This window comes from Paenibacillus graminis (genome assembly GCF_000758705.1).
Lineage (GTDB): Bacteria > Bacillota > Bacilli > Paenibacillales > Paenibacillaceae > Paenibacillus_AQ > Paenibacillus_AQ graminis.
Map to the genome: position 1 here is coordinate 6,190,556 of NZ_CP009287.1, position 16,481 is coordinate 6,207,036.

General features: G+C 49.1%; 7 protein-coding genes, 16 tRNA genes and 2 rRNA genes. 3 read left to right on the top strand and 22 right to left on the bottom strand.

The genetic code is table 11. From position 1 onward, the window contains the following. Positions 1-59 precede the first annotated feature (59 nt). The gene (locus PGRAT_RS26675) at positions 60-1,421 is read right to left on the bottom strand and encodes an ABC transporter substrate-binding protein (RefSeq protein ID WP_025703453.1); all 1,362 of its coding nucleotides are present in this window, start codon (positions 1,419-1,421) and stop codon (positions 60-62) included. 332 nt (positions 1,422-1,753) lie between these two features. On the opposite strand from PGRAT_RS26675, the gene PGRAT_RS26680 reads away from it, so the two are divergent. Further along, positions 1,754-3,580, top strand: coding sequence for a sensor histidine kinase (locus PGRAT_RS26680; protein WP_025703454.1), 1,827 nt, complete (start codon positions 1,754-1,756; stop codon positions 3,578-3,580). After that, positions 3,573-5,180 carry a response regulator gene (locus PGRAT_RS26685; protein WP_025703455.1) on the top strand — a complete coding sequence of 536 codons (1,608 nt, stop codon included), beginning with the start codon at positions 3,573-3,575 and terminating at the stop codon, positions 5,178-5,180. Before PGRAT_RS26680 ends, PGRAT_RS26685 begins: the two co-directional genes overlap by 8 nt. A 333-nt stretch (positions 5,181-5,513) precedes the next feature. On the opposite strand, the gene PGRAT_RS26690 is transcribed toward PGRAT_RS26685, so the two are convergent. The 19 genes from PGRAT_RS26690 to PGRAT_RS33805 form a co-directional block, all read right to left on the bottom strand. Beyond that, positions 5,514-5,592, bottom strand: a tRNA-Leu gene (locus PGRAT_RS26690). A gap of 34 nt (positions 5,593-5,626) precedes the next feature. Further along, a tRNA-Cys gene (locus PGRAT_RS26695) sits at positions 5,627-5,700 on the bottom strand. Between the two features lie 7 nt (positions 5,701-5,707). Further along, a tRNA-Gly gene (locus PGRAT_RS26700) sits at positions 5,708-5,782 on the bottom strand. Positions 5,783-5,788: 6 nt separating this feature from the next. Then, positions 5,789-5,863: transfer RNA gene (locus PGRAT_RS26705), tRNA-Gln, on the bottom strand. Between the two features lie 19 nt (positions 5,864-5,882). Next, a tRNA-His gene (locus tag PGRAT_RS26710) sits at positions 5,883-5,958 on the bottom strand. Between the two features lie 47 nt (positions 5,959-6,005). Next, a tRNA-His gene (locus PGRAT_RS26715) sits at positions 6,006-6,081 on the bottom strand. Between the two features lie 24 nt (positions 6,082-6,105). Next, a tRNA-Trp gene (locus PGRAT_RS26720) sits at positions 6,106-6,179 on the bottom strand. A gap of 5 nt (positions 6,180-6,184) precedes the next feature. Further along, a tRNA-Tyr gene (locus tag PGRAT_RS26725) sits at positions 6,185-6,270 on the bottom strand. Between the two features lie 4 nt (positions 6,271-6,274). After that, positions 6,275-6,350 (bottom strand) — tRNA-Thr (locus PGRAT_RS26730). 20 nt (positions 6,351-6,370) lie between these two features. Beyond that, positions 6,371-6,446, bottom strand: a tRNA-Phe gene (locus PGRAT_RS26735). Positions 6,447-6,467: 21 nt separating this feature from the next. Further along, positions 6,468-6,545 (bottom strand) — tRNA-Asp (locus PGRAT_RS26740). Between the two features lie 74 nt (positions 6,546-6,619). Further along, positions 6,620-6,693, bottom strand: a tRNA-Met gene (locus PGRAT_RS26745). Between the two features lie 35 nt (positions 6,694-6,728). Then, a tRNA-Val gene (locus tag PGRAT_RS26750) sits at positions 6,729-6,804 on the bottom strand. Between the two features lie 55 nt (positions 6,805-6,859). After that, positions 6,860-6,934 (bottom strand) — tRNA-Glu (locus tag PGRAT_RS26755). A gap of 130 nt (positions 6,935-7,064) precedes the next feature. After that, positions 7,065-7,154: transfer RNA gene (locus PGRAT_RS26760), tRNA-Ser, on the bottom strand. 3 nt (positions 7,155-7,157) lie between these two features. Next, a tRNA-Asn gene (locus tag PGRAT_RS26765) sits at positions 7,158-7,233 on the bottom strand. 64 nt (positions 7,234-7,297) lie between these two features. Next, a 23S ribosomal RNA gene (locus PGRAT_RS26770) occupies positions 7,298-10,224 on the bottom strand. Between the two features lie 324 nt (positions 10,225-10,548). Beyond that, a 16S ribosomal RNA gene (locus PGRAT_RS26775) occupies positions 10,549-12,107 on the bottom strand. Together the 16S and 23S rRNA genes with 16 tRNA genes alongside form the textbook arrangement of a ribosomal RNA operon. Positions 12,108-12,565: 458 nt before the next feature. Further along, entirely contained in the window at positions 12,566-13,441 is an 876-nt protein-coding gene (locus PGRAT_RS33805; protein WP_025704527.1) for a nucleotidyltransferase-like protein, read from the bottom strand. A gap of 128 nt (positions 13,442-13,569) precedes the next feature. On the opposite strand from PGRAT_RS33805, the gene PGRAT_RS26785 reads away from it, so the two are divergent. Further along, positions 13,570-13,935: a DUF2614 family zinc ribbon-containing protein gene (locus tag PGRAT_RS26785; protein ID WP_025704528.1), complete on the top strand. Its 366-nt coding sequence runs from the start codon at positions 13,570-13,572 to the stop codon at positions 13,933-13,935. A gap of 93 nt (positions 13,936-14,028) precedes the next feature. On the opposite strand, the gene PGRAT_RS26790 is transcribed toward PGRAT_RS26785, so the two are convergent. Further along, positions 14,029-15,795: a glycosyl hydrolase family 18 protein gene (locus PGRAT_RS26790; protein ID WP_081758670.1), complete on the bottom strand. Its 1,767-nt coding sequence runs from the start codon at positions 15,793-15,795 to the stop codon at positions 14,029-14,031. 162 nt (positions 15,796-15,957) lie between these two features. Continuing rightward, on the bottom strand, positions 15,958-16,389 hold the full coding sequence (locus tag PGRAT_RS26795) for a Fur family transcriptional regulator (protein ID WP_025704530.1): 432 nt from the start codon (positions 16,387-16,389) through the stop codon (positions 15,958-15,960). Between the last annotated feature and the right edge of the window lie 92 nt (positions 16,390-16,481).

The following is a 16,481-nucleotide window of genomic DNA, read 5'->3' on the forward strand; positions in this document are numbered from 1 at the left end:
AAAGCAGACCTGCCGGAAAATCCGATCATAACTCGTACTCCTGCTTATCAGAATGCTGGTTATTTATGTTTGGCTGCAATTTTTGTCAGCTCTTTGGCAATTTCCTCTGCTGTAGATTGGCCGAATACCAGCTTCGGATAAAGGCTCTTCCAGGCATCGGTTATGTTGGGGTAGACAATAGAGTCAAAGGATTGATAATGAACCTGTGTCTGTTGGGCCAGTTTTATGGATTCAACAAAAAGCGGATATTTCTGCTTCAGTACATCCGAAGGCTGAATCTTATCGGATACCGGCATAACATTTCCATATTCAAGCGCGATGGTCTGCCCTTCTATCCCCGTCTTGAAGCGAATAAATTTCTCGGCGGCGTCGCGGGTTTCCGGTGTTTTGGCTCCGATCATATAGCCAACCTCATAGGTGGAGATCAGGCTATTGTTCGGATAAGCGGCGACACCCACCTTTTTATCGAAGCCTGCACTGGATTTGGTCGGGTCGCTAAAGTCTCCAATCATCCAGGGACCGTTGGCAATCATAGCTGCCTTGTTCTGGGAAAAGGCGTTCGCTGCATTGGCATAACCGGCACCAAGGGCATCCTTGGTCGTGTACTTCTCCAGCATCGTCTTCATCATATTAAGCGCCTGAATCATTTCAGGCGTATTAAAGTCGGTGGGATGCAGCGTGTTCATGAACTTATTGCCTGCATCCCCGTTCGTACCGACAAGGGCAGCCAGAATCAGGTTGGTCGTCCAGGCATTCTCCCCTGTCATCAACGCAAGCGGAACAAAGCCTGCCGCTTTGAGCTTCTCATTATTGCTCATGAATTCATCCCAGGTTTGCGCCGGCTTGATTCCCGCCTGTTCAAACATTTCCTTGTTGTAAAAGTAACCGATATTCTGCTTCTGGTCGCTTATGGACCAGACCTTTCCGTCCCGGGTATTGGCAGCGATCGCCGCTTCCCCAACCGCTGCTTTCCATTCCGGGTCCTTGTCGAGATAATCATTGAAAGGGGTTACAAGATTTCCTTTAATCAGGATGTCATTGATTCCGTTCTTGCCCATGACGACATCCGGAACATCCCCGGAGACTGCCAGAATCTTCAACTTGTCCTCATATGCGGAGTCACTTGGAATTTCTTCAACCACAACCTCCACTTCTTTGCCATACTTGGCATTAAACTGCTTGATCTGTTCTTCCTCCAGCTTGGCTGACGCATGAGTACCTACCCGGAAGGTGAGATAGGAAATTTTCACCGGTGCCTTGGCAGCGGGAGCGTCACTCGCCTGACCCGAAGCGGTTGGTGCAGCAGTTGCCGCCGCCCCGCTGTTCCCCGAAGAATTCTGCGATCCGCAGGCCGAAATGGACAAGGCCAGAATCAGAGTGCTTGTTAAGGTGAAGCTTGTTTTGAACAATGGCTTTCTCAAGTCAAATCCCCCTTTAAATGATGACAGCTTGTTGTAAGGGCTTAAGCCCTGCAGCCTATTGTGGCTTCGTTACAGCCCTAATTGTAGAGCAAGGAATACGAAGAATGAATTCGTATTTCGGCATGATCTTTTCTGATATCTTGAGTAAATAAAGCCGAAGCAGCCATACAGAAGAAAGGGGGTTTAGCATTCTTCCGATTTCTTTAACTCTTTGTTGTTTTCTTTACCACATTGCCGGAAAAGGCTGTATTTCCTTCTGTTCAGCTATTCGCCACAAATAAAAGATTGTATAATAACTTTACTATAGCATCATCAACCAAGGAGCAGACTGCATGTCCAATGAACAGATCATGCGGCGACTCAGCCTTCGCCCAATCCGTGGATTGCTCTCCCGCATTCCGGTAAGGAACAAAATTGTGATTACAATCTTTCTTCTGATTCTTCTGCCGATGACGTTCGCCGGCTGCTATTTCTATTGGAACATCTCCCAGATTCTGACGAGAAATGCCAATGATAATCTGTCCCTTCTGATCCGCCAGACCAATGACAATATCGAGAAATCCTTTCAGATTATCGATAATACCTCTCTGCATTTCCTGGCCAATAAAACGATTAGAACCTGGTCAATCGAAGATGTGTCTCTGGGAGACGACTACTACAAAAATTTTCTCAATAAAAGTGAAATGGAAGAAGACCTGAAATACAGCCTCATGTTCAATAACGCCTGGAATATCAGCCTGCTGTCAACGGCTTATGTATTTTTTGATAAGAACAACTACATATCCGTTCTAAAGTCACAGCCCAACATTGAACAAATTAACAAGAACAATCTCGCTGTCTATCATTCGGTTAATGGCCTGGTCCGGGGCAAGGAAATTGTCACGCCAAGCTCCGGGGACCGTACCCTCTACTTCACACGAATTGTGTCCAATATCAACCTTCCCCAGCAGCGCCTTGTGCTGATTTTTGGCATTGATGAGGCAGATTTAGCAGAAAAATATTCCGGGCTGCTCGCCTTTCCGGGTGCTATGGCTTACATCATTGATAACAAGGGAGCCATCTATTCCAGTGCTGATAAGCAACAGTTGGGATCTGTCGTTTCTCCCGCTGTATTTGCGCTGAAAGATCATACCGAAGTAAGTGAAGTGAAGCTGCACCAGCAAAGCTACCTGGCTGTATCCCGCAGTATCGGCACAACCGGGCTTACCTTTATTGCAGGCATCCCTAAAAAGCAGGTACTCTCCAAGTTGTCCGAGAGCATGCGCAATTACATTTGGATCATCGCCATGATTGCTTTCGTATCCCTCGCAGCAGGCGTTCTGTTATCACTCCGCTTTACCCGGGTCATCCGTGATCTGCTGCGGAGCATCCATAAGGTAAAGAAAGGGGATTACAACACAAGGATGCCGGCCTATAAAGATGTGGAACTTAATCAGTTGAGCAGCACCTTCAACAGAATGACGGAAGAAATCAATTATCTCATCAAGGAAGTTTACGAGAAGCACCTGCTGATCAAAGAGTCGGAGATCAAATTTTTGCAAGCCCAGATTAATCCACACTTTCTGTTCAACACGTTAATTACCATTGGTTATAAAGCCAAATTGTCCAAAGATGAGACCGTTTACAAAATGGTAACGTCCCTTACGGAACTGCTGCAGGCAAGTATTTATTCCAATAGTCAGGCCAAGGTCCCGATTCGGCAGGAACTGGATGTTATCCAATTTTATCTTTATCTGCAGAAAGAAAGGTTCGAAGATAAAATTGAGTATACGATCCACATTGAGGACGAGGCCATAATGGATCTGCTGCTTCCCCGACTGAGTGTGGAACCCTTGGTGGAAAATGCTGTGGTTCACGGTGTGGAAAAGAAACTGGGCAAAGGAAACATTCACATCCGCATTTACCGCAGAAACGATTCGATCTATTTCGAGATCACAGACAATGGCAATGGATTTGAATATGTTCCCCGAAATTGGAGTAATTTCGAAAACCTCACTATGCGCAAACAAGGCCACAACAATATTGGCCTGATCAACACGCATAAACGAGTCAAGCTGATTTACGGCGAGCCTTATGGAATTGATGTCGAGAGCGAATATGGGGCAGGAGCCAAAGTTACCCTTCACATACCTGCAGATCAGGGGGAACCGCATGTATAATGTCATGATCGTAGATGATGAGCCTGTGATCAAAAAGGGGCTGCAATGTTTTATTGCTTGGGGAACTCTTCAATGTGAAGTAATTTGTGAAGCATCCAACGGGATAGAAGCTGTGGAGATGCTCGGCCTTTATGATATCGATATTATCGTAACCGATATCCGCATGCCGGGGATGGACGGTCTGGCTTTATCGGATTATGTACACCAAAACTTTCCGCAGATCAAGGTCATCATCCTTACAGCCTTCGCTGACTTCTCTTATGCTCAAACTGCTATTCAGTATGAAGTAGTAGATTTTGTGGTCAAGACCAATCCCACAGAGAAGATTCCCGGGGCCATTATAAAAGCAACGCGGCTGCTGGAAAAGGAGAAAGAGCAGCAGCAGAAATTGAGACAGCTGGAGAGCAAGATCAACGACAATCTTTCCGAAATCAGTGAGAAATTTCTGAAGGAGGCCGCCCACGGCCTAATCAGCGATGCAGCAAGTTTGTTCAGCCGCTCAAGAGAGCTGGGTTTGCAATTGGAGAATTATTTCGGAGTCTATCTGGAGGTCGAGGATACACTTGGCCCTCCCCCAACGGATGAATATCACCGGTTCTTGGCTTCCATTCGCCAATTTCTTGCCCTGGCCTTCGAGGATCGCCCCACTTATATCATGGCAATGGAAAAAAACACCCTGCTGGCTATTGTCTCCATAGGCGACAGCAATGCAGCAGTCTCGACGCAAGCCTTGCTCACGATTTGTAATGAAATTCTCGCCATGGCAGAGAACTTTAGACAATACCATCTCAATATCGGCATCAGTCTGATGCACCGGGATGTGCAGACGCTGTCCATGGCTTACCGCGAGGCAAAAGAAGCGCTGCAAGGCAGCTTTTATAGCGATAATTATGTAGCTGTTTATATGCCTCATTCCAACCAGACACTCACTCCCGGAGCTCCTCCCCATCATACCGCAGAGCGGATTGCCGAATATCTGCAGCAAGGACAAACCGATCTGGCAATCGACCAGCTGGAGCGTTTACTTGAGAGCTACAGAAATATCAAAGAGCCCATTGAAAATGTAAAGGTGGCTTGTTTGCTTATGGGTTCTTACTGTTTCCGTTTGCTGAGCACCAGCCACCCCTTCGCCCCCGAGTTGGATGAAAGCCAATCCACGGTGTATAAGCAGATCCAGGAGAGCAAGAGCATTCAACGGTTGGCCGATATCCTAAAACGTTTGATTCGAAGCTGCTCAAGGGCAGTGGCGTTTAATGACAAACAGCCTAATTACATCGTTATAGAATGTCAGAAATATATAAAAGAGCATTATAACCAAAGCCTGAATCTGCAGATTATTGCAGATCATATCCATATCAACAGCAGCTACCTTAGCCGCCTTTACAAAAAAGTGACCAGTGAGTCCATCATCGACGCGATCAACAAATACCGGATTGAGATGGCCAAGAAATTACTCAGGAATCCGGCGAGTAAAGTATTTGAAGTCGCAGAAGCAGTCGGTATTGAGACACCTGCTTATTTCACCCATGTGTTCTCCAAATACACAGGGATGAGTCCCAAGGAATACAAGCAGAATTATTCACAGACTGAATTGGGGTAAAAGCAGCTGCTGCTCATTATCATCCTCCTGCTTTCCAGTCATTCACTGGTGTACCTACTAGTGATGATTCCCATTGCCCTGCCAGACGCACAAAGGGCCAAGCACCTCATCGCGGCTTGGCTCATCAATTTATATTTTTAAACGTTTGTACTTATCCGGCACAATTCATACGGCCTTAGCGGTTAAAATTTGTGGCCACGTTGGCGCACTATAGACGAAAATCCGACAATTCCCCCTGTATTGTAGCTTATTTCGGAATCGGCCCAGACAATCAAAATATAAAAAAGCCCATGATATTGTACGTTCGTACAATCCCATGAACTCTTGGTTTGATACCGGCGAGAGGACTCGAACCTCCACGGTTTCCCACTCGATTTTGAGTCGAGCGCGTCTGCCATTCCGCCACGCCGGCACAAGCAAATATAAATTAGTTCTAAACATGAAAATGGAGGCGCCACCCAGACTCGAACTGGGGATAAAGCTTTTGCAGAGCTTTGCCTTACCACTTGGCTATGGCGCCATAAAAATGGAGCGGACGACGGGAATCGAACCCGCGACCCTCGCCTTGGCAAGGCGATGCTCTACCGCTGAGCCACGTCCGCATATAATGGCTGGGGATATAGGAATCGAACCTATGAATGACGGAGTCAAAGTCCGTTGCCTTACCGCTTGGCTAATCCCCAATATTCATTTGTAAAGTAATGGGGCGGCTGATGGGTCTCGAACCCACGAATGCCGGAACCACAATCCGGTGCGTTAACCCCTTCGCCACAGCCGCCATATGAAACTGTTACATCCTAGGTAAATTAATAATTCTAAAAGAAATGGGGCGGCCGATGGGTCTCGAACCCACGAATGCCGGAACCACAATCCGGTGCGTTAACCCCTTCGCCACGGCCGCCATATTAAGCTTTTAAAATTTGTGTGGCAGGGGCAGCAGGAATTGAACCCACACCAACGGTTTTGGAGACCGTTGTTCTACCTTTAAACTATGCCCCTAAAAATGGTGGAGGCTGATGGATTCGAACCACCGAACACGTACGTGAGCAGATTTACAGTCTGATGCGTTTGGCCACTTCGCTAAGCCTCCACAATGGTGCCGGCGAGAAGACTTGAACTCCCAACCTACTGATTACAAGTCAGTTGCTCTACCAATTGAGCTACACCGGCATATTAAGTTGTAATAAAAATGGTGGCGCGGGACGGAATCGAACCGCCGACACAAGGATTTTCAGTCCTTTGCTCTACCGACTGAGCTACCGAGCCATATAAGTTAAATCAAGTAAATGGCGGAACCGACGGGATTCGAACCCGCGATCTCCTGCGTGACAGGCAGGCATGTTAGGCCAACTACACCACGGTTCCAAATTAGGTACTATAGGGCCCCGGAAAGCAAACGGAATACGCTACATAGCATATCTTCACTTTTAGGGGATAAATTGCGGGGGCAGGATTTGAACCTGCGGCCTTCGGGTTATGAGCCCGACGAGCTACCGGGCTGCTCCACCCCGCGTCAGTACTAAAAAGTATTCTTTTGAAAGGATACTATGGTGGAGGCTGAGGGGTTCGAACCCCCGACCCTCTGCTTGTAAGGCAGATGCTCTCCCAGCTGAGCTAAGCCTCCATAAATCAACAAAACTTATTGTATCAAATCACTATAATAAAAATCAAGTGATAATTGGTGACCCGTATGGGATTCGAACCCATGTTACCTCCGTGAAAGGGAGGTGTCTTAACCCCTTGACCAACGGGCCATACCTTAAAAAAGTGGCGGAGAGAGAGGGATACTCTCACTACGTTCGAGACTGCGAAGCAAACCCTAACGAAGCTTATGCTCCAACGAACCGCTGAGGGTTCTCATCCCTATTCAGGGAAGTAATGCAACGGAGAGAGAGGGATTCGAACCCTCGAGACGCTTGTGGCGCCTACACGATTTCCAATCGTGCTCCTTCGGCCAAACTCGGACACCTCTCCAGATGGCTCCCCGAACAGGACTCGAACCTGTGACAACTCGATTAACAGTCGAGTGCTCTACCAACTGAGCTATCAGGGAATATGCATATCAGACGTTTGATCGCCTGAAAACTGAATCCGAAACGAAATCTGCGTTTTATTTTTTGGATAAGCCCTCGACCGATTAGTATTGGTCAGCTCCATGCATTGCTGCACTTCCACCTCCAACCTATCTACCTCGTCGTCTTCAAGGGGTCTTACTAATTGGGAAATCTCATCTTGAGGGGGGCTTCACGCTTAGATGCTTTCAGCGCTTATCCCGTCCGTACGTAGCTACCCAGCCATGCTCCTGGCGGAACAACTGGTGCACCAGCGGTACGTCCATCCCGGTCCTCTCGTACTAAGGACAGCTCCTCTCAAATTTCCTGCGCCCACGACAGATAGGGACCGAACTGTCTCACGACGTTCTGAACCCAGCTCGCGTACCGCTTTAATGGGCGAACAGCCCAACCCTTGGGACCTACTTCAGCCCCAGGATGCGATGAGCCGACATCGAGGTGCCAAACCTCCCCGTCGATGTGGACTCTTGGGGGAGATAAGCCTGTTATCCCCAGGGTAGCTTTTATCCGTTGAGCGATGGCCCTTCCATGCGGTACCACCGGATCACTAAGTCCGACTTTCGTCCCTGCTCGACTTGTAGGTCTCGCAGTCAAGCTCCCTTCTGCCTTTGCACTCTTCGAATGATTTCCAACCATTCTGAGGGAACCTTTGAACGCCTCCGTTACTCTTTAGGAGGCGACCGCCCCAGTCAAACTGCCCGCCTGACACGGTCCCCGTACCCGCTTAGGGTACCAGGTTAGAACCTAGATACGATCAGGGTGGTATCCCAACGGCGCCTCCACCGAAGCTTGCGCTCCGGTTTCTACGGCTCCCACCTATCCTGTACAGATCGTACCCAAATTCAATATCAAGCTGCAGTAAAGCTCCATGGGGTCTTTCCGTCTTGTCGCGGGTAACCTGCATCTTCACAGGTATTAAAATTTCACCGGATCTCTCGTTGAGACAGCGCCCAAGTCGTTACGCCATTCGTGCGGGTCAGAATTTACCTGACAAGGAATTTCGCTACCTTAGGACCGTTATAGTTACGGCCGCCGTTTACTGGGGCTTCGGTTCACAGCTTCGGGTTGCCCCTAACCGCTCCCCTTAACCTTCCAGCACCGGGCAGGCGTCAGCCCGTATACTTCGCCTTGCGGCTTCGCACAGACCTGTGTTTTTGCTAAACAGTCGCTTGGGCCTTTTCACTGCGGCCCCCTCGGGCTATTCACCCTACCGAGGCACCCCTTCTCCCGAAGTTACGGGGTCATTTTGCCGAGTTCCTTAACGAGAGTTCTTCCGCGCGCCTTAGAATTCTCTTCTCGCCTACCTGTGTCGGTTTGCGGTACGGGCACCTTCTCCTGGCTAGAGGCTTTTCTTGGCAGTGTGAGATCATGACCTTCGCTACTGTAATTTTCGCTCCCCATCACAGCCCAGCCTTACGGTGTGCGGATTTGCCTGCACACCAGCCTCACTGCTTAGACGGACATCCATCAGTCCGCGTCACTACCCTCCTGCGTCACCCCATCGCTCATAGCGGATTACGGTGGTACAGTAATTTCAAACTGTTGTCCTTCGACTACGCCTGTCGGCCTCGCCTTAGGTCCCGACTTACCCTGAGCGGACGAGCCTTCCTCAGGAAACCTTGGGCTTTCGGCGGATCAGATTCTCACTGATCTTTTCGTTACTCATACCGGCATTCTCACTTGTGTATTCTCCAGCGCTCCTTACGGTACACCTTCAACGTATACACAACGCTCCCCTACCCCAGATACATACGTATCTAGCCATAGCTTCGGTGGTGTGTTTAGCCCCGTTACATTTTCGGCGCAGAGTCACTCGACCAGTGAGCTATTACGCACTCTTTCAATGGTGGCTGCTTCTAAGCCAACATCCTGGTTGTCTGTGCAACTCCACATCCTTTCCCACTTAACACACACTTGGGGACCTTAGCTGATGGTCTGGGCTGTTTCCCTTTTGACAATGGATCTTAGCACTCACTGTCTGACTCCCGGCAAGAAGTCCATGGCATTCGGAGTTTGACTGAGCTTGGTAACCCTTGCGGGCCCCGCACCCAATCAGTGCTCTACCTCCACGACTCCATTCACCGAGGCTAGCCCTAAAGCTATTTCGGGGAGAACCAGCTATCTCCGAGTTCGATTGGAATTTCTCCGCTACCCCCACCTCATCCCCGCATTTTTCAACATACGTGGGTTCGGGCCTCCAGTGCGTGTTACCGCACCTTCACCCTGGACAGGGGTAGATCACACGGTTTCGGGTCTACGTCCACATACTTAGTCGCCCTATTCAGACTCGCTTTCGCTGCGGCTCCGGCTTCTCACCTTAACCTTGCATGTTAAACGTAACTCGCCGGTTCATTCTACAAAAGGCACGCCATCACCCATAGATCGGGCTCTGACTTTTTGTAAGCACACGGTTTCAGGTTCTATTTCACTCCCCTTCCGGGGTGCTTTTCACCTTTCCCTCACGGTACTGTTTCACTATCGGTCGCCAGGTAGTATTTAGCCTTAGCAGATGGTCCTGCCGGATTCATACGGGGTTTCACGTGCCCCGCACTACTCGGGATCCGTCTCGGAGGGAACAGGGTTTAGGGTACAGGGCTCTTACCTCTATCGCGGGCCTTTCCAGACCTCTTCGCCTACCCGGTTCCTTTGTAACTCCATGTGAGACGTCCCACAACCCCAAGGGGCAAGCCCCTTGGTTTAGGCTGTTCCGCGTTCGCTCGCCGCTACTGACGGAATCACTATTGTTTTCTCTTCCTCAGGGTACTTAGATGTTTCAGTTCCCCTGGTCTGCCTCTGCATACCCTATGTATTCAGGTATGAGTAACTGTGAATTACCACAGCTGGGTTTCCCCATTCGGACACCCCCGGATCAAAGCTTGCTTACAGCTCCCCGAGGCAGTTTCGTTGTTCGCCACGTCCTTCGTCGGCTCCTGGCGCCTAGGCATCCTCCGTGTGCTCTTATTAGCTTAACCATGCGTTTTCCCGTAGGGAAAACCGCTGTATCAACTAATAACTATTTCAACTTGCTTACACAAGTTTCAGCTAAAAGATGTTCTAAAACGCATTTTCGTTTCGGTATCCAGTTTTCAAGGATCAAGGTGTTCCGGATTAACTCCGGAAGAAGATCATATCATGTTTCAGACTCGCTTGGCTACAAGCAAGTTCTGGAAACAAACATGCCTCTGAGAGCTTGGACTCTCAAAACTGAGCAACGAGTGAGTGTTCGAACCCAAGGGTTCTAATGGAAGCAAAGCTTCCGTTTGAATGTTTCCGTTGCAGGAAACGATTCTCCATAGAAAGGAGGTGATCCAGCCGCACCTTCCGATACGGCTACCTTGTTACGACTTCACCCCAATCATCTACCCCACCTTCGGCGGCTGGCCCCCTTGCGGGTTACCCCACCGACTTCGGGTGTTGTAAACTCTCGTGGTGTGACGGGCGGTGTGTACAAGACCCGGGAACGTATTCACCGCGGCATGCTGATCCGCGATTACTAGCAATTCCGACTTCATGCAGGCGAGTTGCAGCCTGCAATCCGAACTGAGACCGGCTTTGCTGGGATTGGCTCCACCTCGCGGCTTCGCTTCCCGTTGTACCGGCCATTGTAGTACGTGTGTAGCCCAGGTCATAAGGGGCATGATGATTTGACGTCATCCCCACCTTCCTCCGGTTTGTCACCGGCAGTCACTCTAGAGTGCCCAGCCTTACCTGCTGGCAACTAAAGTCAAGGGTTGCGCTCGTTGCGGGACTTAACCCAACATCTCACGACACGAGCTGACGACAACCATGCACCACCTGTCTCAACTTTCCCCGAAGGGCACCTAATGCATCTCTGCTTCGTTAGTTGGATGTCAAGACCTGGTAAGGTTCTTCGCGTTGCTTCGAATTAAACCACATACTCCACTGCTTGTGCGGGTCCCCGTCAATTCCTTTGAGTTTCAGTCTTGCGACCGTACTCCCCAGGCGGAGTGCTTACTGTGTTAACTTCGGCACCAAGGGTATCGAAACCCCTAACACCTAGCACTCATCGTTTACGGCGTGGACTACCAGGGTATCTAATCCTGTTTGCTCCCCACGCTTTCGCGCCTCAGCGTCAGTTACAGCCCAGAAAGTCGCCTTCGCCACTGGTGTTCCTCCACATCTCTACGCATTTCACCGCTACACGTGGAATTCCACTTTCCTCTTCTGTACTCAAGCCACCCAGTTTCCAGTGCGACCCCAGGTTGAGCCCAAGGTTTAAACACCAGACTTAAATAGCCGCCTGCGCGCGCTTTACGCCCAATAATTCCGGACAACGCTTGCCCCCTACGTATTACCGCGGCTGCTGGCACGTAGTTAGCCGGGGCTTTCTTCTCAGGTACCGTCACTCCGGCAGCAGTTACTCTACCGGACGTTCTTCCCTGGCAACAGAGCTTTACGATCCGAAAACCTTCATCACTCACGCGGCGTTGCTCCGTCAGGCTTTCGCCCATTGCGGAAGATTCCCTACTGCTGCCTCCCGTAGGAGTCTGGGCCGTGTCTCAGTCCCAGTGTGGCCGTTCACCCTCTCAGGTCGGCTACGCATCGTCGCCTTGGTAGGCCGTTACCCCACCAACTAGCTAATGCGCCGCAGGCCCATCCTCTAGCAGCAGATTGCTCCGCCTTTCATCCCAGGCCCAGGTGGGCCAGGGAATTATCCGGTATTAGCTACCGTTTCCGGTAGTTATCCCAGTCTAGAGGGTAGGTTGCCTACGTGTTACTCACCCGTCCGCCGCTAACCTACTGGAGTGCAAGCACTCCAGTAAATCCGCTCGACTTGCATGTATTAGGCACGCCGCCAGCGTTCGTCCTGAGCCAGGATCAAACTCTCCAAATTGGTTTTTTCGAGCGGTTACCTCACCCGAATTACTCCGAGAAAATAACCATCCGAAAAAGATATTGAAAAGAGCGATTGCTCATTTTGAAACATCTGACGAGAATAAAATATTCTCTAATTTTGGATCTCACTTGCGTGAAATCCCACTCACTCGTTGTTCAGTTTTCAAAGATCAAGTTCTCATTTTCTTGCATCATTGCTTGTCAGCAGCGACCTTTATAATATATCACAGCGCCCTCGTTTTAGTCAACCTTTTTTTTGATTCTTTTTTTCGGTTGTCTTCCGCTTGCTTTGCAGCAACTTAACCGCGTCAGAGGAACGAGTTATAATTTAACACAACATTAACACAAGAGTCAACTATAAATATTCCCTCAAATCATTTTCTTATGTGAAAAAAAGTCAATAAAAAAAGAGAGTATATTCTCCTCTCCTTATCCATTCGTGATTATCATTTATATTCACAAGGTATAGCGTACAGCATGACCATCTCCGGCATCCTCCACCCACGAAGCAATCTCTCTTATTTGTGAACGGGATACCAGCTTGCGCAGTACCAGCGGCAGTTCAGCGCCAAGTTGGTTAAGTCCGGAGTGCTGGAGCAGTTCTTTTATACTCCAGGGTTCCTTGCGGCTGCCCAGTATATTCAACAGTATGTTACAGCAATCTGACATCTTGGACATAATGGAAAACTCACAGGCCAGCAGAACAAGCTCCACTCTCTGATCCAATGTCTCCGTACTAACGGTCAACTCCTCATACAGTTTATGAACGGATGAATTCAGGCCTTTGATTTGCTCCCAGACCGCCGGATCAGGAAAACAACCTGCCTCGCTTACTTCTATACGCGCCCAGTGATACAGAGCGATCAATACACAGTTGTAAGCATCCATAGTGCAGCCAGCTTCCATATACCGTTTAGATTTCACATACATATGCAGAAATCTGGAGAATTCCATAAACAGTATTCGTTCCTTAATCGGCCCCTGAAACTGGATGATCTCCCGGCGCATTTCACCCAGGATTCCCTTGGGGTCCCAAATGACTTCACCCGCAATCAGACTGGTGAGGAGTTCATTGTTATCCCCTGCCATTACCGCTCTCTCCAGAGCGGAAAGACCTACATGGACCGACTGTGTGCGCCGTTCACCGGCCATGGTATGAGTAATAATGCGTTCCTTCTCCTGCTCCTCATGCAGCATCAGTACCACCATATCAAAATCATGGAGAAGCGCACTCTGAAACGGAGCATTGCCGGTCTGATGCAGGGCTACAGCTCCCAGCACACTCTCGTCAAACGTCTCTCCACTAAACAGGGTCAAATTGGACAGTTCCATACTTCCCTCCATCAAATTTGGCGAATTTGCGTCTGTCAGTTATAATTCTCTTAAACATTAATATTCTACATATTCATGGCAGTTCCTCCTGGACAACCGAACTATATTTCAGTTAGGAGCAAATACTCATGAAGTTTAAATCGGCTAAAATCAATGCTTTTCGCACTTGGGGCCTGCTGCTTACCATGCTGGGAATGGGCCTGATGATCTTGGGAACGGCAGGCATCGTATTCTGGGGTTCGGCCGGAAAGGTTGTTGCTGCAATCGGGCTTGTCATCGGCTTGGTTTCTATGATTGCCAGTCTTGCGATCTATTTTTGGGCCGGTATGCTCTCAACAAGCGCCGTGCAGGTAGAATGTCCGGAATGCCACAAGCTGACCAAAATGCTGGGAAAAACGGACCGCTGTATGTTCTGCCATACCATTCTTACGATGGACCCCGCACAGGCAACGGTCACTGCAGAGCAGCTTGAAGGACAACAATTGAAGCATTAGCTTACCGCATTTGCTGCATAAAGTATGTTATACAAAAAAACAGGGGTTCCCTTAAGGGAGCCCCTGTGCTGTGCCTGCATTAATTATTACTGTCTATTCGCTAATCTGCTGCAAGGTCTCCCAAGCCTCTGGAACGGCAAAGCTGCGGTTCCAGGAGCCAATGCCTCCTAGCCCGAAAGATTTGGCCAACTCTACCCTGGCTTTTAACGAAACCTTATCTTCTATCCAAATCTTGCGAAGGACACCGTCCTCCGTATACTCTACGTAATTCTGACCTGAATCCTTATCCAGTACAGGCTTCAATTTCTTTTCAGCCAGTATTTCCTGAACGGCATTCATGCTGACGGCTTTGGAACTGACTTTGGTTTTTCCGTCTTTTGTAGTTTCCGACCAAATGCGGGTATACAGCGGGATACCGAGTATCAGCTTTTCTGCAGGAACGTCATCCTCTTCAAGGATACGGCTTACGGATTTCTCCACCCATGGCAGCGAAGCCACAGAACCTGCGGTAGGGCTGGACGCCCAATGCTCATCGTAAGCCATAACAATTAGAAAATCTGTAACTGCGCCAAGTGCCCGGCGGTCCAGAAAGAGCGACCACATCTCGCTGTTCGATTTTGGAGTCACGTCCATCGAGACAATGAGGTTTTTGGCTTGGGCCATCGGCTTCAGCTCCCGCATGAACTGCGTAACATTCTCTCCGTCCTTGGTGTAGACATTTTCAAAATCGATATTTATTCCATCGAGACCGTATAGATCAGCATATTCCAGCATCTGCACGATGGCATTCATCCGCTTCTCATAACTTGACAACGCCTGGGTGGTAAGGTCGGCATTGAAGCTGTTGGTCAGAAGCCCCCAAACCTCCATCCCTTGCTGATGGGCCCACTGTACGTAGGCACTGTCAGCCTTGCTGCGGACATTTCCGTTTATATCGACGATCTCAAACCAGGTAGGGCTGACCACGTTAACCCCTGGAAGAGAGCCAAATTTTGCAGGGTTAGGCTTACGTTCATATACCGCTTCCCAGTAAAGATTCACAGGCTTGCCTTTCCAGCTTCGCTCTGCGCGGGAGGGAGTGGCCGGCTTCGCATCGACCGCCTTCTCTCCGCCTTTGATGATATCGTTTGCTTTGACGTAGCCAGTGAAGCCGCTGTCCATCTGTACATACAGCCAGTCCTCATTGTCGGCGTTCCAAATCCTCACCACCGTTCCAGGAGACATATCGGCCACAATAGGTGCATGGATGGTCGCTTCACTGCGCAGAGGTTGTGTTTTGCCATCTTCTTCGCCCTTAACTTTGCCTAGCGGGACCGTTTCTCCAGCGGTCATCAGCAGAACAGCTCCGGTGTCCTTGTTCTCTTCCACCTCAAAGCCGTACAAATTTTCAAGTGTGTCTGCGGGCAGGTAGGTCACCCCGTTTTTTTCTTCTGGCGCCAGACGGAGCTGGAGCGGTGTATTATTCAGACTGGCTGTTTTAGTATCTTCTTGCATATATAAAAGCTCATTGTCTGTCGATAAGATTACAGACTTGGTATCTTCTTCATAACGGATGGATGAGTCTACATATTTCTGGAGCAGCGGAAGCGGTAAAAGCAGCGCGTCCCCGGTACCTGAAGCGGAATAGCCCGTCAGCTCTCCTTTGACAAAAACAGGCTGTTCTAACCCTTTCCAATCAGGATCGGTATGCAGACGGTTCGGCAATACATAAAAAACAACCCAGTAGGCTGCAGCAGCTATAATGACAAGTCCTAATAAACGGCGAAAAAGACCTCCGCGTTTCTTGACGCGTCTCTGTCTCTGTCTTCTATTCAAAATGTACCTCCAGATCAATAATAGAATTATACTGCGGGGAACCATTCTTACAGTATACGCTATCTCCAGCGCTCTGGTTGCGCAAATCTGCTGGAAGAGTTGGGCTTAATTGATAGGGCGGCCTAAAAAAATCATAAAAAATTCAAAAAACGTGAGGTCTCCGTTTCCGGATTCCACACGTTTATAATGACTATCACTATTCAGATCTTACTGTGTCTTCTCTATGCAGCATTTGCAGATTCCGTACAGCTCCATCCGCAAGCCATGGATTTTGAACCCTGTCGCCTGCTCGGCGCGCTGTTCCACCTCATGGAGCGATGAATAGCTGAAATCCTCAATCCGGCCGCATTCCTGGCAGATAACATGATAATGATCAGATACATTGGCATCAAATCGGCTGGAATTGTCGCCGTAGGTCAGCTCGCGGACCATCCCCGCTTCCATGAACATTTTGAGGTTGTTGTACACTGTTGCCACACTCATGCTTGGAAACTGCGGCTCAAGCGCACGGTAAATATCATCTGCTGTAGGATGATTCATCGCTTCCATCAAATACGATAGAATCGCATGACGCTGGGGCGTAATACGGACACCGGTTGTCTTCAGTTGTTCCAATGCATGCTGTACGCCACTACCCATCAATGCCACCGCCTTTTAATAAAAAACATAATAATAACTATAATGTAATTGTAAGACCGGGCTTTCAATGTTGTCAACGAAGTCATTACATT

What these genes read in the sequence shown, in the direction of transcription:
- PGRAT_RS26785 (WP_025704528.1), top strand. Translation starts at nt 13,570, where the DNA reads ATGAAGTTTAAATCGGCTAAAATCAATGCTTTTCGCACTTGGGGCCTG.
- PGRAT_RS26790 (WP_081758670.1), bottom strand. Translation starts at nt 15,795, where the DNA reads ATGGTTCCCCGCAGTATAATTCTATTATTGATCTGGAGGTACATTTTG.
- PGRAT_RS33805 (WP_025704527.1), bottom strand. Translation starts at nt 13,441, where the DNA reads ATGGAACTGTCCAATTTGACCCTGTTTAGTGGAGAGACGTTTGACGAG.
- PGRAT_RS26685 (WP_025703455.1), top strand. Translation starts at nt 3,573, where the DNA reads ATGTATAATGTCATGATCGTAGATGATGAGCCTGTGATCAAAAAGGGG.
- PGRAT_RS26795 (WP_025704530.1), bottom strand. Translation starts at nt 16,389, where the DNA reads ATGGGTAGTGGCGTACAGCATGCATTGGAACAACTGAAGACAACCGGT.
- PGRAT_RS26680 (WP_025703454.1), top strand. Translation starts at nt 1,754, where the DNA reads ATGTCCAATGAACAGATCATGCGGCGACTCAGCCTTCGCCCAATCCGT.